The organism is Plantactinospora sp. KBS50 (assembly GCF_002285795.1).
In the GTDB taxonomy this organism is placed as follows: domain Bacteria; phylum Actinomycetota; class Actinomycetes; order Mycobacteriales; family Micromonosporaceae; genus KBS50.
In genome coordinates this window covers 1,156,252-1,179,161 of record NZ_CP022961.1, presented here as the reverse complement: position 1 = coordinate 1,179,161, position 22,910 = coordinate 1,156,252, and the positions used below count along the sequence as shown (strand labels likewise).

Below are 22,910 nucleotides of genomic sequence, written 5' to 3'. Positions count from 1 at the left end.
TGCCGGCCCTCCCGATTCGGGCATACTCGGGGACAGCACATCGATCCCGACCGTTATCGGAAGGTATTTCGTCATGCGCGTCCTCGTCGTACAGGACGACCTCGCCGGCCGCCGTCATCTCGTACACCGGTTGAAAGAGCGCGGATATGCGGCATGGGGCGCCGGCACCGGCAAGTCGGCCCTGCAACAGCACCACCGGGTGGATCTGGTGGTGCTCGACATGGACGTACCCGACATCGACGGTCTGCTGGTCTGCGCCGAGATCCGCCGGGAGTCGGACACACCCATCATCGCCCTGACCGGTAGCGGCACCGAGGTCGAGCGCGTGCTGGCGTTCTGGGCCGGCTGCGACGACTGCCTCGACAAGCCGTTCGGCGCCGAGGAGCTGCTGGCCCGGGTCGAGGCCGTGCTGCGGCGGCTACGCCCGGACCCGGACGCCCACACCGTCACGCACGGACCGCTGCACATCGACGTGGCCCGGCGCGAGGCCCGGCTCGGCGGCCGGACGCTCGCGCTGACCCGTAAGGAGTTCGACCTGCTGCACCTGCTCGCCGCCCGCCCCGGGGTCGTGTTCAGCCGCCGGGAGCTGCGTGCCCGGGTCTGGCACGACAGCGCCACGGCCACCGGCCGGACGATCGACACGCATGTCAACAGCCTGCGGGCAAAGCTGGGTGACACCAGGTGGATCGTGACCGTGCGGGGCGTCGGTTTCCAGCTCGGCCGTGGCTTCAGCGCCGCGGCGTGAGCGCTATTTGCCGTACGGGTGCCGCTCGCGTGCCGCGCGCAGCGCCTCGCCCCACCACCCGAGCTGGTCGAACATCGCCTTGGCGGCCGCACCGACGGCCTCAGGTTCGACCGGGTTGCCGTCCGGGCCGAACTTCTCCCACGCCATGTGAAAGCTCACCTGCTCGCGGATCGTCATCGCATGCAGTTCGGCAAAGACCAGCCGCAGGTGCTCGGCGGCGCGCAGGCCGCCGGCCATGCCGCCGTACGAGACCAGGGCGATCGGCTTGGCCTGCCACTGGGTGTAATGCCAGTCGATGAAGGACTTGAGCGACGCGGGACAACTTCGGTTGTACTCCGGCGTCACCACGACGAACGCGTCCGCCTCGGTCAGCCTGGGCCCGACCTGGGAGAGCGTCTCGGCGACGTCCGGGGCTGGCGACTGGGTCAGCACCAGCGGCAGCGGATGGTCGGCCAGGTCGATGTAGTCGACCTCGAAATCGTCACGCCGGCCGGCCTGGTCGGCGATCCATCGGGCTGCCGTGGGACCGAACCGGCCGTCGCGGACGCTGCCGCAGATCACTGCGAGCCGCAGGGAAGCCATGGTGATGGGTGTTCCTTCCGTGTGTGGGGTCGTGGTCGGTGGTGGTACCCGCGTCACCCGGTCGGGGCAAGCGCCTTGAGGTAGTCCTCTTCCGAGCGGGCGCCGGACAGCTCCGGGCCGTCCTTCACCCGGACCAGCGGCACCGACGTGATGCCCCGGTCTCGTACCGCGGTGAGCGCGGCGGCGACCTCGTCCGGTTCTGGGCCGTTCCCGCCGGCTGCTACCGGGGTGACACCGACGTCGGCCGCGAGTTCGGCCAGCGTGCCCTGGTCCCCGATGTTGCGACCTTCGCTGAAGTAGGCCCGGAACAGCCGTTCCGTGATCGCCTCCGCCCGCCCCTGCCGCTGCCCTGTCGCGAGCAGCTGGTGCGCCCGGAACGTGTTGACGAAGATGGCCCGGTCGAACTCGAGGCGCAGGCCGTCACGGGCGGCGATGCCGGTCATGCGGTGCACCATCTGTTCGGCGTCGGCGCCGAAGTCCCGGCGGTGACGCTCGGTCAGCGGCTCGCCCTCCTCGGGGGCTCCGGCGTCGATCTGGAACGGCCGGAACGTCACCTCGATCGTCCAGCCGTCCGCGCGCCGGAGCGCCGCGGCCTTCTCGAAGCGGGTGAAGGCCAGGTACGAGTGCACGCAGATGAGGTCGAGGACGAACTCGACGCGCACGGCTCTGCCGGTGTCAGCGGACATGGGGAGATCCTTCGTCGAGTCGGGAGGTGAGCACGCCGGCCCGGTCGGCACCGGGTTCGGCGTCGACGCGGGTGCGGTGCCGGGACGCGGCGAGGTAGCCGGCGGCGACGATCAGCGCGCCTGCCGCGATGATCAGGAACAGTGGCTGGATGCCGAGGTGACTCACGGCCGGCTGGGTCACGATGGGTGCCAGGAACTGGCCCAGGAACAGGGCCGTGGTCAGGAAACCAGCGTATCGACCGCGGGAGTCCGGCGGTGCGGTGTTGACCACCCAGTTGTTCAGCGTCGGCATCAGGATGCCCAGGCCGACGCCCATGACCAGGGCGCCCAGGCCCAGTACGACGACGTGTGGGGCCGCGAACAGCACCAGGTACCCGGCCCCGATCGCGGCGAAGGCCACCGCGACGAGCACGTATTCACCGGCCAGCCGCCGGATCGCGGCGAAGCGCAGCGACACCAGGCCGGTGGTGAGGGTCTGCACCGCGATGACCGCTCCGGAGGCGATCGAGGTCGCGTGGAAGTCGTCCTCGACCAGGAAGGGCACCTGGACCGGCACCGAGTAGAACGCGACCTGACCGAGCAGCATCGCGGCGAGGGCCGCGGTGATGCCCACAGGCCACCAGCGCCGGGCGGGAGTGCCGGAGCCGGCATCTCCGCCGGTGGCAGGTGGGCAGCCGCCGCCGGGCAGGTAGCGCAGCGCGGCGACGGCGAGCACCGCGCCGAGCAGGTAGACGAGGAAAACGGTCCGCCAGCCCAGTCCGGCCAGCGCGCCGCCGCCGACCAGCAGCAGTACGCCGCCGAACGCCCCGGCGGAGATCTGCCGGCCGAGCAGCCGCTGCCGCTCGGCGCCCTCGTAGCGGTCGGCCACGATGGCCACGCTGGTGGTCATCACCAGGGAGACCCCGATGCCGAGCACGATCCGGCCGGCCAGGATGCTGTAGAGGTCGGGCAGGTAGAAGCCGGAACTACCGCCCGCGGCGAACGCGAGCATGCCGATGATGAGAGCGCGCTTGCGCCCGATGCGCTCCGACAGCGCGCCGGCGAACGGGGCAAACACCACGATCGCCAGTGCGTGGGTGCTGGTGATCATGCGGGACAGCAGGTCGGCGTCGGCGGTGCCGGCGAACGCGGCCCGGATGCCGGGGAGGGCGGGCGACACGACCGCTCCCGCCATGATCGTCAGCATGCCTGCGAGGACCAGAACCGTGGCCTGGCCGCCCCGGGGTGGTCCCGTCGTCCGGCCGGCGCCGTCGGGAGAGTGCACGCCACGCTCCTTTCCTCGGTTTCGCAGGGTGATCGCGGACATGCCCACCGTAGAACTTCAACCAAGGATGAAGTCAAGCGCCGTCACGCCGGCGGTTTCTGCCCCCAAACCGAGAACAGCAGGGTCGTGACATCCCGGGACGCCGGCTCCTCGAGGGTGGCGACGAAGCCGGCGAGGTCTTCCGCGCTGACCCAGCCGTTGTCGACCAGCGGCCGGCCCTGCAGCTCGAGCCGACGGCGCATCAGCTCGTTCTCGTACTCGCCCTGACCGGGGCCGAGCGGCCGCAGATGGAAGTCGACCCCGGCGAGCCCTTCGGCGGCCAGCCGGGCGGGCACACGGCGAGCGAACCGCATGTCGGCACCCTGAGCGCGGAACACGCGCAGATAGGCCTCGACGACCCGGCGCCCGAGCGGGGTGGTCGCGTCGTCGGCCGGCATGAAGTAAAAGTCCTCGACCAGCATCCAACCGCCCGGCGCCAGCCACCGCACGGCCCGGGTCAGCAGCTCGTCGGGGCTCTTGAGGACCGAGAACACGCCTCGGGCCAGAATGAAGTCGAACGATCCGGGCGCGAACTGCTCGGCCTCGATGTCGCCTTGGCGCACCGTCAGCCCGGGGGCGCGTACGCCGTCGAGGAGAGCGGTGCTGACGTCGACCGCGAGCACCGAGCCCTGCGGCACCCGGGCGGCGAGCCACTTCGACATGGAGCCGGCACCGGCGCCGATGTCCAGGCAGCGGGCGCCTGCGCCCAGCGGCAACCGGCCGATCAACTCGGTCGTCAAGGGGTCGTAGTTGCGCTCCCACAACGCCGCGAGGATGGCCTCGGCCTCCTGCGCCGTCGGTCGGGTCGACGTCATGGCTCACCTTTCCGGTCGGTCCGGCCCGCCGGTGGACGGCCCGACGGTGAGCTCGACGGCTCCCATCGGGCAGCAGTCCGCGACGGAGCGGGCGGTTTCGAGTGCTTCCGGGCCGGTCAGCCGCGCCTCGACGGCCTCGGCGTGACCGGCCCCGGTCAGCCGGAACAGCGCCGGCGACATCGCCTGGCACAGTCCGGTGCCGCGGCACAGCCGCGGGTCCACGCGTACGGTGGCCTCGGTCTCCCGGTCGCCGGAGGTCACCGGGACGCGCCCGTCGTGAGCGCCGGCAACGCGACCAAGCGGCGCATCGCCCAGTTCTCGATGTAGCGAAGGTCGTGTCGGGCGACCGCGAGGTCCAGTCGCGGGAACCGGCGGAACAGCGCAGGGATCGCGATCCGTCCCTCCAGCCGGGCCAGCGCCGCGCCGAGGCAGTTGTGCAGCCCGTGACCGAGGCCGACGTGGCGCAGCCGGGTCCGGGTGAGGTCGAGCCGGTCCGGCTCGTCGAACTGGCGCGGGTCGCGGTTGGCCGAGAGCAGGGCGGCGATCACCGGCGCGCCGGCCGGCAACACCGTGTCACCGAACGTGAGCTCCTCGGTCGTGACCCGGAACAACGCCGTGCTGAGGGCGCCCTCGTAGCGCAGCAGTTCCTCGACCGCCGGTTCCTCGATGCCGGGCCGCTCGGCCAGCAGGTCGCGCTGGTCGGGGTGGTCGAGCAGGGCGAGTACCGCGTTGCCGACGAAGGCCCGGATGGTGTCGCTGCCGGCCAGGATCATGGCCGCGACGGTGGCGACGAGTTCCTCCTCGGACAGCCGGTCGCCGTCGTCCCGGGCCCGTAGCAGCGCGGTGGTCAGATCGTCGTCCGGCCGCCGCCGCTTCTCGGCGACCAGGTCGGCGGCGTAGTCGCAGATCCGGGCGAAGCCCTCGGCGACCTTCGGCATCTGTGCGTCGTCGGACGGGAACGCCTGAGCGAGCGCCTGCACGAGTTGCTCGTGGCGGTCGATGCGCAGGCCCAGGATCTCGCTCATGACGGTGGACGAGACAGGCCCGGCGTAGTGCGCCATCACGTCGAACGAGCCGCGCGCCTCGCAGTCGTCGAGCGCCGTCGCCACTGCCTTCTCGACCGCGGTCTGCCACTTGGTGATCCGGCTCGGTGTGAACGCGGTCATCACCAGCCGCCTCAGTCGGGTGTGCGCAGGCGGGTCCACCACGGTGACCGCCTTCTCGAGCACGCTGCCGGCCCCACTGACCAGTCCGGCCGCCTGAAACTCCGGGCTGCCCCAGGTGCCGCCCTCAGAACTGAACCGCTGGTCGGCCAGCATCGCCCGCACGTCGTCGAAGCGGGTCACGATCCAGGTCCGGACGGCGCCGACCGGAAACGCGAATTCGTGCACCGGGGACCGGTCGCGCAGCCAGCCGAGCGTCGGATAGGGGTCCTGAAAATACGTCGCGCTGAACAGCGGCGCTGGCAAGTGATCCATTGTTTCTGTCCCTCCGGAACCATTCGGACCGAGTCTGGTGACCGGCTCCCGCCCCATCAACGGCATCGACGCCAGAGCCATGTCAAGGAATGCAAAGAATCGACAGGGCATACGCTGGCGGGCATGACGCACACGTCCCCCATCGCCAAGGAGCTGACGGTCGGCGAGCTGGCCCGGCGCAGTGGCGTCTCCACATCGGCGCTGCGCTTCTACGAACACGAGGGGCTGATCCGCAGCCGGCGCACCTCGGGCAATCAGCGTCGCTACTCGCGCGACACGCTGCGCCGGGTGGCGTTCATCCGGGTGTCGCAGCGGGTCGGCATTCCGCTCACCGAGATCGCCGAGGCGCTGAGCATCCTGCCGACGGACCGGGCACCGAGCCAGGAGCAGTGGGTGCAGTTGTCGGAGAACTGGCGGGCCGACCTCGACCGGCGGATCACCCAGCTGCTCAAGCTGCGCGACGAGCTGATCGACTGCATCGGCTGCGGCTGCCTGACGCTCGAGCGGTGCGTCCTGATCAACCCGTACGACGTGCTGGGCCGGCAGGCACCGGACCGCGCCGGTTGCAGATCGAGTGAGGACCTCACCCCCGGTCCCCGACCACGTCGTGCTCCACGGTGCACACGTAGTACTGCGGGGGCGCCGACTCCAGCCGGGCGATCTCGGCCTGTCCGACGCTGATGCGCGGGTCGGCCATCCACGCCTCGTACGCGCCGCGTCCGGCCCACGCCGGGTAGTTGACGAACGTCCGGCCGTCGGCACTGAGGCAGACGTCGGCGGCGATGAACCCGGGATGATCGCGCTTCCACTCTCCCGAACGGTGCAGCAGACCGAGCACCGTCGCCGCCGCCGCAGGGCCGGCGAAGTGCCGGATCGCGACCGCCACCACCCGCGGGGGCTGTCCGACGGCCGGACCCTGGATCCCGCCAGCGGCGGCGCCGGTAACGGTGACGTTGGTACGCACCGCCGGATGCCGACACGGGTCGTCCGGGCCACCGACCGCGGCGTCGTCGGGCCGCCAGAGGTGGTAGTCGCGCTCATTGGTCCACCTGGTGTGATGCACGAGCGTCGAGCCGTCCAGGGTCAGATGCACCCGGGAGAGCAGGAAGCCGGGGTGGCCCGGGCGCGGGCGTGCACGGCGGCGGCCAGCGCGGCGCCGATCTCCCCGGCGGCCGCCGGCTCAGCGAGGTGGCAGATGTCGAAGGCGGCGAAATATACCATGGGTGCCCCCGCTCAGCGGAACGCCGTCGCGTGCTCGTACGCCCACTGGCGGAACGTCCGGGCGGGCCGCCCGGTCACCTCGGCGACCACTGTGGATCCGACCTCCGGCTCCTTGGTCAGCATGGCGAAGTAGTCGAGGGCTCCGTCGGCGTACCCCGGGGGCCAGCCGGTCGCCACCATCTGCCGCCGGGCCTCCTCGGCGTGCACGTCCTGCCACTCCAGCGGACGGCCGACGACCTCGCCGATGATCTCGACCTGTTCACGCTGGGTCAGCAGTTCCGGGCCGGACACCAGATACCGCTGGTGTTCGTGCCCGTCGTCGAGCAGGGCCCGTACCCCGACGGCCGCCAGGTCGGCCTCGTGCACCGAGGTGCGGGCGGCGTCCCCGTACGGGAAGCGGACGACCCGCCCGCCGTCGCGGATCTGCGCCGCGAAGCCCAGGGCGTTGGCCATGAACCCGGTCGTACGCAAAAAGGTCCAGGCCAGTGTGCTCCGCTCGAGGAGCTGCTCCAGGTAGGCATGGCAGTTGTTGTCGACCGGCTCTAGTCCGATGTGGACGCCAACCGAGGAGACCACCGCGACCCGGTGGACCCGCTGCTCCAACTTTTTCACCACGGCCGGGGCGGTAGCGGTGCTGAGCGAGAAGAAGGGCCACATCCAGAACACGGCGTCCACCCCGTCCAGCGCCGCGTCGAGGCTGTCCGGGCCAGGTCGCCGGTGCACAGTCGCACGCCGGCGGGGAGGCGACCCAGGTTCGGATCGTCGGCGAGCACCAGCGCCCGAACCTGGACTCCGGCTGCCAGCAGCTGGGCGACAGCGTGCGGGCCGACGTTGCCGGTCGCCCCGGTCACCAGCACGGTGCGTTGATCGTTCATCGCGGTTCTCCTTCTCGGTCCGAGGCCCGCGCGGCGGTGCGCCAACTGCGGGGGCAGTACTGGTCTGTGGTCGGCCCGTGCCGGTGCCACCGCGCGGCCCGGTCACGGTGCGCCGGGACCGGGACCGGGGTCGTGGCGCGCCGGGTCAGCAGGATCGCGACCACGGCCGCGAGTTCCTCGGCGCTCGGCCGCCCCCGTTCGACCCGGAGGTGGGTGACGGGCCTTTCGCCGCTCACTGCGGCGGGTTGCCGTGCTTGCGCGACGGCCGGTCGCGGTGCTTGTCGCGCAGCATGGCCAGCGCGCGGACGACGGTGTGTCGGGTCCGACGCGGGTCGATCACGTCGTCGACCAGTCCTCGTTCGGCGGCGTAGTAAGGGTGCATGAGCTGCGCCCGGTATTCCTTGACCTTCTGCTGACGTAGCGCGTCCGGGTCGTCGGCGGCCTGGATCTCGCGCCGGAAGATGACGTTGGCCGCCCCCTCGGCGCCCATCACCGCGATTTCGTTGCCGGGCCAGGCGAAGGCGAGATCGGCGCCGAGCGAGCGGGAGTCCATGACGATGTAGGCGCCGCCGTACGCCTTGCGCAGGACGATCGAGATGCGCGGCACGGTGGCGTCGCAGTACGCGTACAGCAGCTTCGCCCCGTGCCGGATGATGCCGTCGTGCTCCTGATCCACACCGGGCAGAAAGCCGGGCACGTCGACCAGCGTGACCAGCGGGATGTTGAACGCGTCGCAGAACTGGACGAAGCGGGCCGCCTTTTCGCTGGCGTGGATGTCGAGCACCCCGGCGAGCACGGCCGGCTGGTTGGCGACGACTCCGGCGACCTCGCCGCCGAAGCGGGTCAGCGCGCACACGACGTTGCCGGCGAAGTCGGGATGCACTTCGAAGTACTCGCCGTCGTCGGCGATCTCCTCGATCACGAGCCGGATGTCGCACGGGCTGGCGATACCAGGTCATCGCGACCAACATCCGCCGCCTCCACGGCGTGGCCGGCTCCCACCACCCGCAATTCGTCGACGTACTACACCGTTCCCACGCCACAGTCGAAGATCAAGTCCGGCACGGCAAGGCGATGGGACTCCACAACCTGCCCTCGAAATCCTGGACCGTCAACCAGGGCTGGGTCCTGGCCTGCAACATCGCCGCAGACCTGACCGCCTGGACCCGCCTACTCGGCCTGCACGACCAACCCGACCTCGCCTACGCCGAACCCGGAACTCTGCGCTACCGGCTGCTGCACCTACCCGCGAAACTCGCCACCCACGCCCGCCGACGGACCCTGTCCATCCCCGAAGACTGGCCCTGGGCCACCGCGTTCACGCTCTGCTGGCAACGCCTGAGCACGCTGCCATTGACCACCTGACCCACCACAACCCGCCCTACAGCAGAAAGCCGCCCCCGGGATCCGGAGACCCGACGCGTCCGCAGCGACACGCGGCCATACCGCACTCACCAACGAGGGACAAAACGATCAAGCCGAACCAGACCAGCGGGGATCAAAACCCTCTGACGAATCGAGGTCAAAGCCCAACTCGCGCAAAAGGAAACGATCATCGACCGGTACTTCACTGACTACGAAGACGGCAAGATTGACAGATCCCTGTTGGAAACCCGCATCGCGAAGCTCTCCGACGATCTCACCGAGCTCCGCCGACGGCGCGACCGCTTGGAGATCCGCCTCGACAACCTGCCCGAGCCCGTCACCACTGACCAACTCGGCACCCTCGGCGCCGATATCACCCGCATCATCGCTTACGGCAGCGGCCCGGAACGCAAGCAACAACGCAAGCAACTCTGCGAGCTACTGATCGAAGAAGTTAAGATCAACACCGAAGCGGCCACGGCAACCCCGATCTTCCGGGTCAACCCCGGCGCTACCGAAGCCATCAACGCAGGAAGCGCCCCGCCCAGAAACTTGGACGGGGCGCAAAAGCCCAGCTCGCGAGGTGTTCGCGAGCGTAGACCTTCAGTGGAGCCGAGGGGACTCGAACCCCTGACCCCCACACTGCCAGTGTGGTGCGCTACCAGCTGCGCCACGGCCCCTGCTACTGCCGGCCCGGTCACCCGGGCACTCGCGAAATCATACACAGACCCGCGTGCCGCCCCAAACCCGGGCGCCCCGGCGCGAGCGGGTGTCTTGCAAGATCTAGTTCAGCGCCACGTCGGGCGGGAAGTGGGCCACCGCCGCCATGATCCCGCCCTGGCGGCGCAGCACCATCGGCCACAGGTCGTCCGGCCGGTCCACGAACGGGTCGCCCGGCAGCGCGTCCATGACGAACCATGATCCGGCGGCGATCTCCCGCTCGACCTGGCCGGGTTCCCACCCCGAGTAGCCGGCGAAGACCCTGATCCCGGAGACGCTCGCCCGGAGCCGCTCCGGGTCCACCGACAGGTCGATGGTGCCGACCGCGCCGGAGATCCGGTTGAAGCCTTTCACCCGCTGCGTGGGGGTACGCATCCGGGCCAGGCAGATGGCCGACTCCGGCTGCACCGGGCCGCCCTCGAACAGTACGGCGGGCTCACCGGCGAGTTCGCCCCAGTCACCGAGGACATCGGACACCGGGACCTCGGTCGCGCGGTTGAGGACGACCCCGAGCGCGCCACCCGGCTGGTGGGCCACGAGAAGAACGACGGTGCGGTCGAAGTTGGGATCCTTCAGAGTCGGCGTCGCGACCAGCAGCTGCCCGGTCATCGACTCCATGGACCGCCCACCGATCGCCTGCCCCTCTGAATGCATGCCAGCCACCCGCTATCCCCGCGCCAGGTCGGCGCCGGGCGCCCGGGACGCGGGGGTGCGTTCCGGGATCAGCCGCGCTGTCGACGCCATGCCCGCACCATAGCTTGCGGCACAGCCGCTGGTTAAGGTCTGTAACGCCGGCACTGCCGGGCAGGACGCGACAGAACCACGGGCCAACAGGAGGATGGGGACCGGTGCAGCGGACGGCGGAACTGGCGGTAATCGGCGGATCGGGCCTGTACGCGCTGCTCGACGACGTACAGGAGTGCCCGGTGGACACTCCGTACGGGCCGCCGTCCGATCCGGTGATGCTGGCCGAGATCGGCGGCCGGCGGATCGCTTTTCTTCCCCGGCACGGCCGGGACCATCGCTACCCACCACACCGGATTCCGTACCAGGCCAACCTGTGGGCGTTGCGCTCGTTGGGGTACGGCAGATTCTCGCCCCGTGCGCGGTCGGTGGCCTGCGGCCGGAGCTGGGTCCGGGCACGTTCCTGGTGCCGGACCAGTTGCTCGACCGCACCAGCGGGCGGGTGCAGACCTACTTCGACCGTGGGGCCGTGCATGTGTCGTTCGCCGATCCCTACTGCCCGCAGGGCCGGCGTACCGTGCTGGAGACCGCTGCTGCCCGGGGATGACGGTGCGGGACGGCGGCACGATGGTGGTGGTCGAGGGTCCGCGGTTCTCCACCCGGGCCGAGTCGGTCTGGTACGCGGACCTGGGCGCTTCGGTCATCAACATGACAGGTCATCCGGAGGCTGTGCTGGCCCGCGAGCTGGCGCTGTGCTACACGTCCATCGCCCTGGTCACCGACTACGACGCGGGGTGTCGGCGGGCGAGGGGGTGACCCAGGAGGAGGTGTTCCGGGTCTTCGCCGAGAACACCGAGACCCTGCGCGAACTGCTGCTGAGCGCGATCGTGGCGTTGCCGGCGGACCGGCCCTGCCCGTGCTCGCACAGCCTGGACGGCATCGATCTGCCGCTTGAGCTGCCCTGACGGCGTACCGGCTTCACCGGGGATCTTCCGTCGCAGGCCGCCGAAATGCGGCAGGCTCGACCCATGGCCACGGTGTTGGAGTCGACGCACGAGGTGCTGCGGCACCTTGGCCTGACCACGGTGTTCGGCAATCCGGGCTCGACCGAGGAGCCTTTCCTGCGCGATTTTCCGCCGGATTTCCGGTACGTGCTCGTGTTGCAGGAGGCGTCCGCGGTGGCGATGGCCGACGGCTACGCGCAGGCCACCGGGCGCCCCGCGCATGTGAATCTGCACACAGCTCCGGGGGTCGGCAACGGCATGGGCAACGTCGTCACCGCCTGGCACAACAAGACGCCGCTGATCATCACGGCCGGTCAGCAGACCCGGGCCATGCTGCTGACCGAGCCGCGGCTGGCCAACCCGCGGGCGGCCGAGCTGGTTCAGCCGTACGTCAAGTGGAGTCACGAGCCGACCCGGGCGCAGGACATCCCGGCCGCGGTGCTGCGCGCGTACGCCTCGGCGGTGCAGCCGCCGGGCGGTCCCGTCCTGCTGTCCCTGCCGATGGACGACTGGCGGCAGCCGGCCGGCGATCCGACCCCGCGGCGCACGGTGAGCACCCGGGTGGCGCCCGAGCCGGAGCGGCTCGGGGAGTTCGCCGACGTGCTGCGGGCGAGCCGGAATCCGGCGCTGGTGCTGGGCGGGGCGCTGGACCGCAGCGACGGTTGGGACGCCGCGGTCGCGCTGGCCGAGCGGCTCGGCGCCGCGGTCTGGTGCGCCCCCGCGCCGGAGCGGATCGGCTTTCCGGAAGATCATCGGCAGTTCCACGGCGTGCTGCCGTTCGCCATCGGGCCGTTGGCCGAGCGGCTCGCCGGGTACGACACGGTGCTGGTCGTGGGGGCGCCGGTGTTCCGCTACTACCCGTACGTGCCGGGTGATCATCTGCCGGACGGTACCCGGCTGCTGCACATCACGGACGATCCGGCCGAGGCCGCCCGCGCGCCGGTCGGGGACAGCATCATCGGCGACTCCCGGCTGGCCTGCGCCGCGCTGGCCGACCTGCTGCCCCCGAGCGGCCGTCCGCCGCCGGACGGCCGGCCCGCGCCGGGCCCTCCGGACCCGGGTACGCCGGAGCCGGGCACCCCGCTGGACCCCGATCAGCTCTTCTGCGCCCTGGGCCGGCTCTGGCCGCGGGACGGGGTGCTGGTGGCGGAGACGCCGTCCAACGTCGCCGTGCTGCGGCGGCGGCTGCCGATCACCCGGCCGCGCTCGTATTTCGCCACCGCGAGCGGCGGTCTCGGGTTCGGGCTGCCGGCGGCGGTGGGCATCGCGCTGGCCGAGCGGGACACCGGGCGGGGCCGTCCGGTCGTCGCGGTGATCGGCGACGGGTCGTTCCACTACTCGGTCCAGGCGCTCTGGACGGCCGCGCGGCTCCAGCTTCCGCTCGTGGTCCTGGTGCCGGTGAACCAGCAGTACGGCATCCTCAAGGCGTTCGCGGCGCACGAGGGCACGCCGGGCGTACCGGGTCTGGATCTGCCGGGTCTGGATCTGCTGGCCATCGCCCGCGGCTACGGCTGCGCCGCGTACCCGGTGGAATCGGCCGACGCGCTGGCGCAGCGGCTGCCGGCGGCGCTGGCGGCGGCCGGGCCGACCGTGCTCGCGGCACCGATCACCGCGGGCGTCCCGGCGATCCTCTGAGCGGACCGGGGCGCCCCGCGACCATCTCGGGCGGCCGCCTGGCGGGCCGGCGTTCGACCCGCGCCCGGACCGCGGTGCGCGGGCGCCGCCGGCGCCGTCAGGTCTCGGCGCCGATGTCGGTCGGGTACGCCTGGCAGACCAGGTCCGCGCCGCGCTGGCGGTGCCGGGACAGTTCCCGGAGCAGGTCCTCGCCCCAGTCGCGTACCTGTTCGATGGTGGTCTCCGGGTGGCCGGCCCGGGCTCGCAGCTCGGCGATCGAGGCCAGCACGCCGGCGTGCTCCCGGATCAGCACGTGCACCCCGCGGGTCAGCCGTGGAGCGTGGTCGACCAGTTCCGCGTAGAGGCCGTCCGGGCCCTCGGTCACCACCACGTGCTCGCCGAAGGCGCGGTTCAGCGCCCCCATCCGGACGAGCACCCGATGCCGCCAGCCGGGGTCGCCGGCCGGGCTGGCGAGCGCGTGCTCGACCCGCTGGATCTCCGCCAGCAGGGTCATCCGGTGGGCGTGTGCGGCCCACCGGGACGACCCCGGCCGGCCGGGCGGGGTGCTGGGGCGCGGGGAACGGGCCGGAACGGTCGCCATGGGGCACCTCCTCAAGCGCCGGTCGTGTGAGGAGATGGTGCGGCCACCGGAGGCCACCCGTCCAGGGGTGTTCTCCCGAAAACGCATTCTGTTCACTCCCCCGCAACCGGGTCTCCGGCGCCCGGGCGGCGTGCCTTGAGCGACGAACTCGACGAAAATGGCCGGCATGGACCGATGGGTCGCATGCCGGCCAGACCGGGACGAACGTCCGCGGGGCTCCGGTGAGCCTCACGGGGGCCTCAATCTGTGCAGGCCACGGTTGGTGGAGGTGCCGGGAATCGAACCCGGGTCCTTCGCCGCCTTGCCAGGACTTCTCCGAGCGCAGCTCGCTGTGCCTCTCTCGGCCCCACCGATCACGCGAGCGAGTCGGTGTGACGGGCCCAGTCGCTGATTGATCTCGCCGCACGGACCCCGCGACCGGGTCCGATTGGCCAGCCTTCTAGCTGATGCCGGCTAGCTGGGTCGAAGGCACTCCCAGGCCGACAGACTAGCTACTCGCCTCAGGCGGCGAGAGCGTAGTCAGCGCGATTAACCTTGGCGCTTATAGGTTTCCGACGACCGATTATCGAGACGACGTCGGCTTCCTCGGCTCGCTTCCCCTGCCGTAACGAACGAAGTCGAAACCAGTCACCCCCTGGATATTGGTCAACCATCTCAAGCTGGCTCGGTCACCGGTCGGAACCGGATCACCAGCCGGAGCCCGATGATCCAACCCCACAAGTCTAACGTCCGCCCCCGGCCCCGTCATCCCGGATAACCCGCCACCCAGCGGCAGGACGCCCGCGGAGGTTTTCCGCCGCCGAACCTCAGCGCATCCCCTTGCCGCGCCGGCCCACCGCGCGGGCGATCTCCCGGTCGGCGTCCCGTTTGGCGAGGTCCTGCCGCTTGTCGTACGACTTCTTACCCTTGGCCAGGCCGATTTCGACCTTGGCCCAGCCGTCGGAGAAGTAGACCTGCAACGGCACCAGGGTCAACCCGCTCTCCCGCAGCTTGCCGATCAGCCGGTCGATCTCCACCCGCTTCAGCAGCAGCTTGCGGGTCCGCCGCGGCTCGTGGTTGGTCCAGGTGCCCTGGGTGTACTCGGGAATGTGCATGGCGTGCAGGAACAGTTCGCCGTTGCGCTCCTGGGCGAACGCGTCGACCAGGGACGCCCGGCCGGCCCGCAACGACTTGACCTCGGTGCCGGTCAGCGCCATGCCCGCCTCGTACGTGTCGAGGATGGCGTAGTCGTGGCGTGCCTTGCGGTTGGAGGCGACGACCTTGCGCCCCTTTTCCCGTGGCATCCCCGCGCACCCCCGTCCTAGATCATCGGCCGACCCATGTTAGCCGCCGCACCCGCGCCGACCCGACGATTAACCAACGCCGCCCCGCGCCAGAACCTTCCCGACCCGGAGCCCGCCCGCGTGTCGGCAGGACGAGCCCCGGCCCGGGGCGAGGTTTCCGCCGAACCGCTAGACCCGCAGGTAGAAGCGCAGCGTGACCCAGGCGGTGATGGCGCTGACCAGGCAGCCGACGCCGGCCATGACCGGGAACATGAGCAGTACGCTGCTCCACTCGATCTGGGTGAGCAGGTTCGTCAGGTCCCGCAGCGAGCCGTCCAGGAGCAACCATTTGAAGAGCGAGAGCAGGGCGAAGGCGAGGATCGAGCCGATCAGGCCGGCGACCACCGCCTCCAGCACGAAGGGTGCCTGGATGAACCAGTTGGACGCGCCGACGAGTTTCATGACGGCGACCTCGCGGCGCTTGCTGTACGCCGCGACCTGGATGGTGTTGGCCACCAGGAGCAGCGCCGCCAGCGCCATGATTCCGGCCGCGCCGAGGGCCAGGTTGCGGACCGAGCCGAGGATCTTGAAGACCTTGTCGAGCAGCTTCCGCTGGTCGATGATCTGGTCGATGCCCTCGGTGCCCTTGTACTTCTCGTAGATCTGGGTGAACTGCTCGGGGTTGTTCAGCCGCACCCGGTAGGACTCCGGCAGCTGCGCCTCGTTCACCGCGCCGACCAGGTCGGGGGCGTCCCGGTACATGTCCTTGAACTTGGAGTAGGCCTCGGAACGGGACTCGAAGACGAAGTCCTTGACCAGCGGGTCGCTCTTCAACTTCGCGTTGAGCGCGTCCTTCTGTTCCTGCGTCGCGTCCTGGTTGAGGAACATCGCGACTTCGATCTTGCTGTAGTAGAAGTCCTTCATGCTGTTGACCTGAAGGAACATCAGGCCGCTGGCACCGAGCATGGTGAGCGAGACGGCCATCGTGATGATCATCGCGATCGTCATCGTGACGTTGCGCCACAGCCCGACGAGCACCTCGGACATGACGTACTTCAAGCGCATCGGGGGTTCCTTCCGGATCTCCGCAGAGGATCGTTCGTGGTCGAAGCGGGGGGCGGCACGGCCGGCGACTCAGCCGTAGACGCCGCGGGCCTGGTCACGCACGATCCGACCGCTTTCGATCTCGATGACGCGCCGACGCATCTGGTTCACGATGTTGGAGTCGTGGGTGACCATGACCACGGTGGTGCCGGTCCGGTTGATCCGGTCGAGCAGCCGCATGATCTCGATCGACGTGTCGGGGTCCAGGTTCCCGGTCGGCTCGTCGGCCAGCAGGATCAGCGGACGGTTGACGAAGGCCCGGGCGACCGCCACACGCTGCTGCTCACCACCGGACAGCTCGTGCGGGTACCGGTGCTCCTTGCCCCCGAGGCCGACCAGTTCGAGCACCTCCGGCACGACCCGCCGGGCGACCGCCTTGGTCTTGCCGATCACTTCGAGCGCGAACGCCACGTTTTCGTACGCGGTGCGGTTGGGCAGCAGCCGGAAGTCCTGGAAGACGCAGCCGATCGAGCGACGGAAGTGGGGGATCTTCCACGAGCGCATCGACGTGACGTCCCGGCTGTTGACGATGACCCGCCCTTGTTGGGGGTGACCTCGTGCAGCAACAGCTTGATGATGGTGGACTTACCGGAACCGGACGGACCGATGAAGAAGACGAACTCGCCCTTCTCGATCCCGACCGACACGCTGTCCAGCGACGGCCGGGACGCCTTCGGGTACGTCTTCGTCACTTGCTCGAGCTGAATCACGGGTGGTGAGTCTACGCGGTGTAACGAAATCGCCAAGCCCGGTGCCGGGCCGCCGTCCGATGTTGTCAGCTAGGCGAAAATTGTCGTCCTTACCGAACCGTCCGGCGCGACCAGACGGTCACCCGGCGTCAACGGCGAGCTGGCGCTGCTTGCGCCATCTGATCCCGGCCTCGATGAAGCTGTCCAGTTCGCCGTCGAAGACCGAGCTGGGATTGCCCGTCTCCTGCTCGGTGCGCAGGTCCTTCACCATCTGGTACGGGTGCAGCACGTACGAGCGCATCTGGTCGCCCCACGACCCGGCGGCGTCGGTCTTCAGCCCGTCGAGCTTGGCCTGCTCCTCCTGGCGCTTGCGTTCCAGCAGCCGGGCCTGGAGCACCCGCAGCGCGGAGGCCTTGTTCTGCAACTGGGACTTCTCGTTCTGGCAGGTGACCACGATGCCGGTCGGGATGTGCGTGATCCGCACGGCCGAGTCGGTGGTGTTCACGCTCTGCCCGCCCGGCCCGGACGACCGGTAGACGTCGACCCGGATCTCGTTCTCCGGGATGTCGATGTGGTCGGTCTGCTCGGTCACCGGCAGCACCTCGACCCCGGCGAAGCTGGTCTGCCGCCGGCCCTGGTTGTCGAACGGGCTGATCCGGACCAACCGGTGCGTGCCGGATTCGACGCTGAGCGTCCCGTACGCGTAGGGCACCTTGACCGCGAAGGTGGCCGACTTGAGCCCGGCCTCCTCGGCGTACGAGGTCTCGTAGACCTCGGTCGGGTAGCCGTGCCGTTCCGCCCAGCGCAGGTACATCCGCAGCAGCATCTCGGCGAAGTCGGCCGCGTCCACCCCGCCGGCCCCGGCCCGGATCGCGACGAGCGCCTCCCGGGAGTCGTACTCGCCGGAGAGCAGCGTGCGGACCTCCAGCTCCTGGATGGCCTTGCCGAGCCGGCCCAGTTCGGCCTCGACCTCGGCGATGGTCCCGGCGTCGTCCTCGGCCTGGGCGAGGTCCAGCAGCAGCCGGGCGTCGTCCAGCCGGCCGCGCAGGCTCTCCAGCTTGCTGATCTCGCCGTTGACGTACGACAGCCGTGAGGTGACCTGCTGGGCCCGGGTCTGGTCGTCCCAGAGGTCGGGGGCGGAGGCCTCCTGCTCCAGCGCGGCCTTGTCCTGGCGAAGCTTGTCAAGGTCGAGAACGGCCTCGATGTTCCGCAGGGTCGCGTCGAGGTCCCGGAGCTGGTCGGCGATGTCGGCAGGTGTCACAACCATCAACAATACGTCCCCGGGTGCCCAACCCGGTCACCCGGCATGGAGCGCGGGGGGCCGTGGTGTGCCGACGCTCACCCCACCGGGGCGTTCTTGAGCCAGGACAGCGCCGCCCGGTGGTACTGGACCGCGAACTCCAGCGCCGCGGCGCCGTACGGGTCGCCGGACTTCTTGGCGTCCTTGACCTGTTCCCGCGCCGCGGCCAGGGCCTCGGCGTGGTAGTCGTTCGCGGTCTGGTAGAGCGACTTGAGCTGGTTGGCCGAGTGCTGGGGGCCGAACGCCACCCGCAGCGCGGTCGGGTTGCGCAGGGTGTCCCGGCCGGGGTTCTCGGTGAGCCAGCGGGAGAAGACCCGCTTGCCGGACGCGGTGATCGCGTACGGCTGGCTGGACCGCGGGCCGGGCTTGCCCAGCCGGACCAGTCCCTGGTCGGCCAGCACCGGCAACTCGCGGTAGACCTGACTGCGGGTCATCGACCAGTACGGGGCGAGCCGACGCTCGGCCGCGGCCATCAGTTGACCGCCGGTCATGGGTCCCTCGTGGAGCAGACCGAGCAGCGCTGCGGCTGTCGGGTTGATAGCTGTTTCCGCCATGCCCATTACGCTGCCACTTTGTCGACCCGGCGTCCAGGATTTCGCCCGATCCGTCCGATCTGGTCTCCACTGTGCACTGTCTTTGGACGACAGTCCGTTGAGGACCATCGATGGGTTGGGCGGCGCGGTGACCAGGAACGACGGGGTTGGTGACCGTACATTAGAGGATTTTTCCGACACCGGGGCGGAAATCCGCCAATCCGGTGCCGGAACCTTGCGGTCCCACCCGCGGGCCGTAACGGCCGCGGCCTCCCGGGCCGCGACGGCGGTGGCGTCCCGGGCCGCAACGGCCGCGGCGTCCCGGTCCGGATCACCCGGACCGGGACGCCACCACCACACCGCACCGGCGCCCGGCGCCGGCTCAGCCCATGTGCGGGTACGCGTGATCCGTCGCCGGCACGAAGGTCTCCTTGATCGTGCGCGGCGACATCCAGCGCACCAGGTTGTGCCAGGAGCCGGCCTTGTCGTTGGTGCCGCTGGCCCGGGCGCCGCCGAACGGCTGCTGCCCCACCACGGCCCCGGTCGGCTTGTCGTTGACGTAGAAGTTGCCGGCCGCGTACCGCAGCCGCTCGGTGACCGCCTGGATCACCTGGCGGTCGGTCGCGAAGATCGACCCGGTCAGCGCGTACGGCGCCACCGACTCGGCCTGCGCGACGGTCTCGACGAACCGGGCGTCGTCGAAGACGTGCACGCCCAGGATCGGCCCGAAGTACTCGGTCCGGAACGAGTCGTGCGCCGGATCGGTGCACTCGAACAGCGTCGGACGCACGAACCAGCCCTGCGAGTCGTCCGCCGTGCCGCCCGCGAGCACCCGGCAGGCCGGATCGCCGGAGATCAGCTCCAGCGCCGCGGTGTGCCGGTCGAACGCCTTGGCGTCGATCACCGCGCCGCCGAAGTTGGCGAAGTCGGTGACGTCGCCGTACCGCAGCGCGTCGACCGTGGCGGCCAGCCGGTCGCGCAGGCCGCCCTCCCACAGCGAGCGCGGCACGTACGCCCGGGACGCGGCGGAACACTTCTGCCCCTGGTACTCGTACGCCCCGCGGACCAGCGCGGTGTGCAGCGCGTCCACGTCCGCGCTGGCGTGCGCCACCACGAAGTCCTTGCCGCCGGTCTCGCCGACCAGCCGGGGATAGCCGCGGTAGCGGGCGATGTTCTCGCCCACCGTCCGCCACAGCTGCTGGAACACCTTCGTCGAACCGGTGAAATGGATGCCGGCCAGGTCCGCATCGGCCAGCACGACGTCCGAGACCTCCTCGCCGCGGCCGGTCACCAGGTTGATCACGCCGGGCGGCAGGCCGGCGGCCTCGAACAGCCGCATCGTGAAGTGCGCCGCGAACTGCTGGGTCGGTGCCGGCTTCCACACCACCGTGTTGCCGAGCAGGGCCGGCGCCGAGGGCAGGTTCGCGGCGATCGCGGTGAAGTTGAACGGGGTCACCGCGTAGACGAAGCCCTCCAGCGGGCGGTGGTCGAAGCGGTTCCACACCCCCGGGGCGGAGTTCGGCTGCTCGGCCAGCAGCTTCTGGGCGAACGCCACGTTGAACCGGAGGAAGTCGATCAGCTCGCAGGCCGCGTCGATCTCGGCCTGGATCGCGGTCTTCGACTGGCCGAGCATGGTGGCCGCGTTCAGGGTGTCCCGCCAGGGGCCGGACAGCAGGTCGGCGACGCGCAGGAAGACCGCCGCCCGGTCGGCGAACGGCAGATCCCGCCAGGCCGGCGCGGCGTCCTTCGCGGCCCGGACCGCGGCCTCGGCATCCGCGTGCGTGGCATGCCCGGTGACACCCAGCACGTGCGCGTGCCGGTGCGGCTGCACCACCTCGATCCGGTCACCGCCGGCCATCCGGTGCTCACCCCGATGGTCATCGGCAGCTCGATCCGGTCCTTGGCCAGTTCCCCGAGACGTCGTTGCAGGCGCTCCCGGTCAAGGCTGCCCGGCGCGTAGTCGCGGATCGGCTCGTTACGCGGCTCGGGTACGGAGAAAACGGCGTCCATTCCAACTCCTGGCGATCTCGGCTGCGGTGGCGAAATCGGCCCCGCGGACCGGGCGGGTGGCCCGGTACCCCGCGCCGAGGCGAACCGGCGGTACCTGCTCGTACGGCGGCGGGACCTGCGCCAATCCTCCCACGCCCGCCGCGGCGGCCCGCGACGCCCGAGGCCGGCCGCCCGGGGCACCGCGTACCCTCGCAGACGGCGGGCATCCCGCCGCCGCACGGTCGCGCGCCGCACCGGACGCCGCAGAGGGAGACGATGAGCGAGAAGCCCGGCAGCACTGAGGCCACCCGCCCGGCCGCCGCGGTGGCCGGCGGGACCGCACCCGGCGCCCCCGCGCTGGCGCTGCTGGCGGTCGCCTGGCTGACCGCCATGCTCTCCTCCACCCACGTGGCCATGTCCGCCAACGCCGGCACCACGGCGATCTTCTCCGCGGCGTACGCGCTGCCGGGCGTGATCTCGGCGAGCCTGGTGGCCGGTGCCGGCGTCGGCCTGCTGGTGGTCGACCTGCTGGCCCGGCGCGGACTCCGCCGGCCCTGGCTGCGCTCGGCCGCCGCGGTCGGCGCCGGCGCCCTGGTCGGGCTCGTCGCCGCCGTGACGGTGACGCTCGGCAACGGGAACGACTCGGTGGTCGCGGTGCTCGCCGGTACGGTCGCGGCGGCCACCGTGCTCGGCGGGGCGGTCGCCGCCCTGCGCGGGCCGCTGGTCGGGGCCGTCGTCACGGCCGCCCTCGCCGTCTGCGGCGTCACGTTCGCGCTGAGCTACTTCCAGCAGGAGATCACCTCGCTCTACGGCGCCGACGAGAGCATCACGTCGCAGCTCACGGCCCTGACCTGGTTCTCCCGCACCCTCTCGGTGGTCTGCGGACTCACGGCCGGCCTCGTCGCGTACCGGTATCTCAGCCGGGCGGACCGGCGGGCCGCCGCCGGGGACGCCCCGCACCGGCCGGCCCGCTGGCCCGGCTACCTGATCGCCGGCGCCGGTCCGGGGGCGTTCCTGCTGGCCGCCGAGGCACTGATCTGGACCGCGGGCGGCCGGCTGCTCCGGCTCGCCGGGCAGTTGAGCGAGGCGGACCGTACGGCGCAGGGCCTGCTCGGCGGCGCCCGGGTGATCCACGGGCTGAGCGTGCTCTTCCTCGGCGCGCTGGTCTCGATGATCGCCTTCGGCCGTACCCTCCAACCGGCCGCCGAGGCCGCGGCGGAGGCCGCGACGGAGCCCGCAGCCGAGCCGGCCACCGCGGCGGTTGCCCGGCGCGCCGCCGCGCCCGTTGCCGACCCGGTGGTCCGGACCGGCCGCCGCACGCCCCGGGATCCGGACCGGGACACCGCGTGGGAGGCGTTGAGCCAGGACGAACAGGCCGAGGCGCCCGACGAGCCGGACGGGACGCGGGAGCGCGGCTGACCGCGGGCGGGACGCCCACGGACGGGGGCGCCCACGGACGGGGGCGCCGCGGGCGCTCAGATCAGGGAGTCGATCTCCGACACGTCGTACCACTCCAGTTCGTGGTCCTCGGTGCCGTCGACGGTGAACTGGGCGTCCGGGTCCCCGGCCAGCGCGGCCTCCACCGCCTCGGCCGCCGCCGCCACGTCCTCGGCCGCGTCGGCGCCGTCCACGTGGATCGCCGCGACCGCCGCCAGCGGCACCGGCGAGGCCAGGTGGACGTGGCTGGAGCCCAACTCCCCGTCGGCGGGACGGGCCGCACCGGGCGGCAGATCGACCGAGATGACGACCCGCCGGCGCGGGGCGCCGGGATCCGCCCGCAACAGCCGCAGCGCCTCCTGCGCGGCCCGGGTGAAGGCCACGTACTCCAGTTCCTCCTCGTCGCCCTCGGCGTACCACTCGCGCAGCCCCGGCGTCACCGCGTGCCCGCCGGACAGTGCCAGCTGGCCGCCGCGCAACGTGACCAGCAATGGCAGCGTGGCCGGCAGGTACACCCGGACGAGTTGATCCGTCATCGCCATCGTCTCCGCTCGCCAACTCGGGCGACCCCGCCGGTCGCACGCGCCGATCATGCCCGGCGTCGCTCCTCGTCATACACCCCCGGTCGGCCGGAGCGCCAGCCCGACCGGCCCAGCCCGTTGATCAAGGTATTTGTGGCACCAGGAGACGCCTGCGCGCGCACAAACTCCTTGATCAACGCCCGCCCCGGCGGTGCGGTGGCGCCGGCGGCGCGGTGGCCGGCGGCGCGGGGTGCCCGGGGGCGCGGGGTGCCCGGCGGCGCGGGGTGCCCGGCGGCGCGGGGTGCCCGGGGGCGGATCCGGGCGGCGCCGCTGGCCCCCCTCGAAGCCCGGTACGGGCCAGCGAAGGCTAACGGTGGCAAAC

Annotated in this window: 24 protein-coding genes, 1 tRNA gene, 1 other RNA gene and 4 pseudogenes; 6 read left to right on the top strand and 24 right to left on the bottom strand. The window is 71.1% G+C overall.

What is annotated here, in order from left to right:
* Positions 1–73 precede the first annotated feature (73 nt).
* Positions 74–745, top strand: a complete 672-nt coding sequence (locus tag CIK06_RS05470; protein WP_095563904.1) for a response regulator transcription factor — start codon at positions 74–76, stop codon at positions 743–745.
* Between the two features lie 3 nt (positions 746–748).
* Here CIK06_RS05470 and CIK06_RS05465 read toward each other — a convergent pair whose 3' ends face one another.
* From CIK06_RS05465 to CIK06_RS05440, 6 genes are all read right to left on the bottom strand, one after another.
* Positions 749–1,327 carry an NADPH-dependent FMN reductase gene (locus tag CIK06_RS05465; RefSeq protein ID WP_095563903.1) on the bottom strand — a complete coding sequence of 193 codons (579 nt, stop codon included), beginning with the start codon at positions 1,325–1,327 and terminating at the stop codon, positions 749–751.
* A 53-nt stretch (positions 1,328–1,380) separates the two neighbouring features.
* Positions 1,381–2,013 (bottom strand): DsbA family oxidoreductase, encoded by a 633-nt coding sequence (locus tag CIK06_RS05460; protein WP_095563902.1) that lies wholly within the window; start codon positions 2,011–2,013, stop codon positions 1,381–1,383.
* Positions 2,003–3,277, bottom strand: coding sequence for an MFS transporter (locus tag CIK06_RS05455; RefSeq protein ID WP_157756611.1), 1,275 nt, complete (start codon positions 3,275–3,277; stop codon positions 2,003–2,005). The genes CIK06_RS05460 and CIK06_RS05455 overlap by 11 nt, the downstream gene beginning before the upstream one ends.
* Positions 3,278–3,360: 83 nt before the next feature.
* On the bottom strand, positions 3,361–4,131 hold the full coding sequence (locus tag CIK06_RS05450) for a trans-aconitate 2-methyltransferase (protein WP_095563900.1): 771 nt from the start codon (positions 4,129–4,131) through the stop codon (positions 3,361–3,363).
* Between the two features lie 3 nt (positions 4,132–4,134).
* Positions 4,135–4,392 carry a ferredoxin gene (locus CIK06_RS05445; protein ID WP_157756610.1) on the bottom strand — a complete coding sequence of 86 codons (258 nt, stop codon included), beginning with the start codon at positions 4,390–4,392 and terminating at the stop codon, positions 4,135–4,137.
* Positions 4,389–5,609 (bottom strand): cytochrome P450, encoded by a 1,221-nt coding sequence (locus CIK06_RS05440; protein ID WP_198348107.1) that lies wholly within the window; start codon positions 5,607–5,609, stop codon positions 4,389–4,391. Before CIK06_RS05440 ends, CIK06_RS05445 begins: the two co-directional genes overlap by 4 nt.
* A 123-nt stretch (positions 5,610–5,732) precedes the next feature.
* Here CIK06_RS05440 and soxR point away from each other — a divergent pair, with 123 nt between their 5' ends.
* Positions 5,733–6,290 carry a redox-sensitive transcriptional activator SoxR gene (gene soxR / locus CIK06_RS05435; RefSeq protein ID WP_095563898.1) on the top strand — a complete coding sequence of 186 codons (558 nt, stop codon included), beginning with the start codon at positions 5,733–5,735 and terminating at the stop codon, positions 6,288–6,290.
* Here the strand turns inward: soxR and CIK06_RS05430 are convergent.
* The 6 genes and pseudogenes from CIK06_RS05430 to CIK06_RS05415 form a co-directional block, all read right to left on the bottom strand.
* Positions 6,193–6,702 (bottom strand): antibiotic biosynthesis monooxygenase, encoded by a 510-nt coding sequence (locus CIK06_RS05430; RefSeq protein ID WP_157756609.1) that lies wholly within the window; start codon positions 6,700–6,702, stop codon positions 6,193–6,195. The two genes, soxR and CIK06_RS05430, sit on opposite strands and share 98 nt — an antisense overlap.
* A complete protein-coding gene (locus tag CIK06_RS29130; RefSeq protein ID WP_157756608.1) occupies positions 6,693–6,830 on the bottom strand; it encodes a hypothetical protein in 138 nt (45 codons plus the stop codon). Before CIK06_RS29130 ends, CIK06_RS05430 begins: the two co-directional genes overlap by 10 nt.
* 12 nt (positions 6,831–6,842) lie before the next feature.
* Positions 6,843–7,553: an NAD(P)H-binding protein gene (locus CIK06_RS05425; protein WP_198348106.1), complete on the bottom strand. Its 711-nt coding sequence runs from the start codon at positions 7,551–7,553 to the stop codon at positions 6,843–6,845.
* The gene (locus tag CIK06_RS32305) at positions 7,439–7,705 is read right to left on the bottom strand and encodes an NAD-dependent epimerase/dehydratase family protein (protein ID WP_369916101.1); all 267 of its coding nucleotides are present in this window, start codon (positions 7,703–7,705) and stop codon (positions 7,439–7,441) included. Before CIK06_RS32305 ends, CIK06_RS05425 begins: the two co-directional genes overlap by 115 nt.
* Positions 7,702–7,869, bottom strand: a complete 168-nt coding sequence (locus CIK06_RS32300) for a hypothetical protein (protein WP_369916175.1) — start codon at positions 7,867–7,869, stop codon at positions 7,702–7,704. The genes CIK06_RS32305 and CIK06_RS32300 overlap by 4 nt, the downstream gene beginning before the upstream one ends.
* A 68-nt stretch (positions 7,870–7,937) precedes the next feature.
* Positions 7,938–8,645: pseudogene (locus CIK06_RS05415) on the bottom strand (acyl-CoA carboxylase subunit beta); the annotation flags it as partial.
* Positions 8,646–8,692: 47 nt separating this feature from the next.
* Here CIK06_RS05415 and CIK06_RS05410 point away from each other — a divergent pair.
* Positions 8,693–9,070: a transposase gene (locus CIK06_RS05410; protein ID WP_232534024.1), complete on the top strand. Its 378-nt coding sequence runs from the start codon at positions 8,693–8,695 to the stop codon at positions 9,068–9,070.
* Between the two features lie 108 nt (positions 9,071–9,178).
* Here CIK06_RS05410 and CIK06_RS05405 read toward each other — a convergent pair whose 3' ends face one another.
* The 3 genes from CIK06_RS05405 to CIK06_RS05395 all read right to left on the bottom strand — a co-directional run bounded on the left by CIK06_RS05405 (position 9,179) and on the right by CIK06_RS05395 (position 10,444).
* Entirely contained in the window at positions 9,179–9,490 is a 312-nt protein-coding gene (locus CIK06_RS05405; RefSeq protein WP_157756607.1) for a hypothetical protein, read from the bottom strand.
* A 187-nt stretch (positions 9,491–9,677) separates the two neighbouring features.
* Positions 9,678–9,750, bottom strand: a tRNA-Ala gene (locus CIK06_RS05400).
* A 103-nt stretch (positions 9,751–9,853) separates the two neighbouring features.
* A complete protein-coding gene (locus CIK06_RS05395; protein WP_095563894.1) occupies positions 9,854–10,444 on the bottom strand; it encodes a YqgE/AlgH family protein in 591 nt (196 codons plus the stop codon).
* 194 nt (positions 10,445–10,638) lie between these two features.
* On the opposite strand from CIK06_RS05395, the pseudogene CIK06_RS05390 reads away from it, so the two are divergent.
* Positions 10,639–11,439: pseudogene (locus CIK06_RS05390) on the top strand (S-methyl-5'-thioadenosine phosphorylase).
* Positions 11,440–11,502: 63 nt separating this feature from the next.
* Positions 11,503–13,113: a benzoylformate decarboxylase gene (mdlC, locus tag CIK06_RS05385; RefSeq protein WP_232534023.1), complete on the top strand. Its 1,611-nt coding sequence runs from the start codon at positions 11,503–11,505 to the stop codon at positions 13,111–13,113.
* A 97-nt stretch (positions 13,114–13,210) separates the two neighbouring features.
* Here mdlC and CIK06_RS05380 read toward each other — a convergent pair whose 3' ends face one another.
* From CIK06_RS05380 to pruA, 8 genes and pseudogenes are all read right to left on the bottom strand, one after another.
* Positions 13,211–13,693 (bottom strand): hypothetical protein, encoded by a 483-nt coding sequence (locus tag CIK06_RS05380; RefSeq protein ID WP_157756606.1) that lies wholly within the window; start codon positions 13,691–13,693, stop codon positions 13,211–13,213.
* Between the two features lie 260 nt (positions 13,694–13,953).
* Positions 13,954–14,328: a transfer-messenger RNA gene (ssrA, locus tag CIK06_RS05375) on the bottom strand.
* 171 nt (positions 14,329–14,499) lie between these two features.
* Positions 14,500–14,976 (bottom strand): SsrA-binding protein SmpB, encoded by a 477-nt coding sequence (smpB, locus tag CIK06_RS05370; protein WP_095563891.1) that lies wholly within the window; start codon positions 14,974–14,976, stop codon positions 14,500–14,502.
* Between the two features lie 168 nt (positions 14,977–15,144).
* Positions 15,145–16,020, bottom strand: coding sequence for a permease-like cell division protein FtsX (gene ftsX / locus CIK06_RS05365; protein WP_095563890.1), 876 nt, complete (start codon positions 16,018–16,020; stop codon positions 15,145–15,147).
* 69 nt (positions 16,021–16,089) lie between these two features.
* A pseudogene (locus CIK06_RS05360) lies at positions 16,090–16,706 on the bottom strand (cell division ATP-binding protein FtsE).
* 181 nt (positions 16,707–16,887) lie between these two features.
* Positions 16,888–18,009 carry a peptide chain release factor 2 gene (prfB, locus tag CIK06_RS05355; protein ID WP_095563889.1) on the bottom strand — a complete coding sequence of 374 codons (1,122 nt, stop codon included), beginning with the start codon at positions 18,007–18,009 and terminating at the stop codon, positions 16,888–16,890.
* Between the two features lie 77 nt (positions 18,010–18,086).
* On the bottom strand, positions 18,087–18,602 hold the full coding sequence (locus CIK06_RS05350; RefSeq protein ID WP_095567585.1) for a PadR family transcriptional regulator: 516 nt from the start codon (positions 18,600–18,602) through the stop codon (positions 18,087–18,089).
* Positions 18,603–18,963: 361 nt separating this feature from the next.
* Positions 18,964–20,591, bottom strand: a pseudogene (gene pruA / locus CIK06_RS05345) (L-glutamate gamma-semialdehyde dehydrogenase).
* A 255-nt stretch (positions 20,592–20,846) separates the two neighbouring features.
* On the opposite strand from pruA, the gene CIK06_RS05340 reads away from it, so the two are divergent.
* Positions 20,847–21,989, top strand: coding sequence for a hypothetical protein (locus CIK06_RS05340; protein ID WP_232534022.1), 1,143 nt, complete (start codon positions 20,847–20,849; stop codon positions 21,987–21,989).
* Positions 21,990–22,045: 56 nt separating this feature from the next.
* Here CIK06_RS05340 and CIK06_RS05335 read toward each other — a convergent pair whose 3' ends face one another.
* The gene (locus CIK06_RS05335; RefSeq protein WP_095567584.1) at positions 22,046–22,543 is read right to left on the bottom strand and encodes a hypothetical protein; all 498 of its coding nucleotides are present in this window, start codon (positions 22,541–22,543) and stop codon (positions 22,046–22,048) included.
* Positions 22,544–22,910 lie beyond the last annotated feature (367 nt).

What these genes read in the sequence shown, in the direction of transcription:
- CIK06_RS05470 (WP_095563904.1), top strand. Translation starts at nt 74, where the DNA reads ATGCGCGTCCTCGTCGTACAGGACGACCTCGCCGGCCGCCGTCATCTC.
- CIK06_RS05465 (WP_095563903.1), bottom strand. Translation starts at nt 1,327, where the DNA reads ATGGCTTCCCTGCGGCTCGCAGTGATCTGCGGCAGCGTCCGCGACGGC.
- CIK06_RS05460 (WP_095563902.1), bottom strand. Translation starts at nt 2,013, where the DNA reads ATGTCCGCTGACACCGGCAGAGCCGTGCGCGTCGAGTTCGTCCTCGAC.
- CIK06_RS05450 (WP_095563900.1), bottom strand. Translation starts at nt 4,131, where the DNA reads ATGACGTCGACCCGACCGACGGCGCAGGAGGCCGAGGCCATCCTCGCG.
- CIK06_RS05440 (WP_198348107.1), bottom strand. Translation starts at nt 5,609, where the DNA reads ATGGATCACTTGCCAGCGCCGCTGTTCAGCGCGACGTATTTTCAGGAC.
- soxR (WP_095563898.1), top strand. Translation starts at nt 5,733, where the DNA reads ATGACGCACACGTCCCCCATCGCCAAGGAGCTGACGGTCGGCGAGCTG.
- CIK06_RS29130 (WP_157756608.1), bottom strand. Translation starts at nt 6,830, where the DNA reads ATGGTATATTTCGCCGCCTTCGACATCTGCCACCTCGCTGAGCCGGCG.
- CIK06_RS32305 (WP_369916101.1), bottom strand. Translation starts at nt 7,705, where the DNA reads ATGAACGATCAACGCACCGTGCTGGTGACCGGGGCGACCGGCAACGTC.
- CIK06_RS05395 (WP_095563894.1), bottom strand. Translation starts at nt 10,444, where the DNA reads ATGCATTCAGAGGGGCAGGCGATCGGTGGGCGGTCCATGGAGTCGATG.
- mdlC (WP_232534023.1), top strand. Translation starts at nt 11,503, where the DNA reads ATGGCCACGGTGTTGGAGTCGACGCACGAGGTGCTGCGGCACCTTGGC.
- CIK06_RS05380 (WP_157756606.1), bottom strand. Translation starts at nt 13,693, where the DNA reads ATGGCGACCGTTCCGGCCCGTTCCCCGCGCCCCAGCACCCCGCCCGGC.
- smpB (WP_095563891.1), bottom strand. Translation starts at nt 14,976, where the DNA reads ATGCCACGGGAAAAGGGGCGCAAGGTCGTCGCCTCCAACCGCAAGGCA.
- ftsX (WP_095563890.1), bottom strand. Translation starts at nt 16,020, where the DNA reads ATGCGCTTGAAGTACGTCATGTCCGAGGTGCTCGTCGGGCTGTGGCGC.
- CIK06_RS05350 (WP_095567585.1), bottom strand. Translation starts at nt 18,602, where the DNA reads ATGGCGGAAACAGCTATCAACCCGACAGCCGCAGCGCTGCTCGGTCTG.
- CIK06_RS05340 (WP_232534022.1), top strand. Translation starts at nt 20,847, where the DNA reads ATGAGCGAGAAGCCCGGCAGCACTGAGGCCACCCGCCCGGCCGCCGCG.
- CIK06_RS05335 (WP_095567584.1), bottom strand. Translation starts at nt 22,543, where the DNA reads ATGACGGATCAACTCGTCCGGGTGTACCTGCCGGCCACGCTGCCATTG.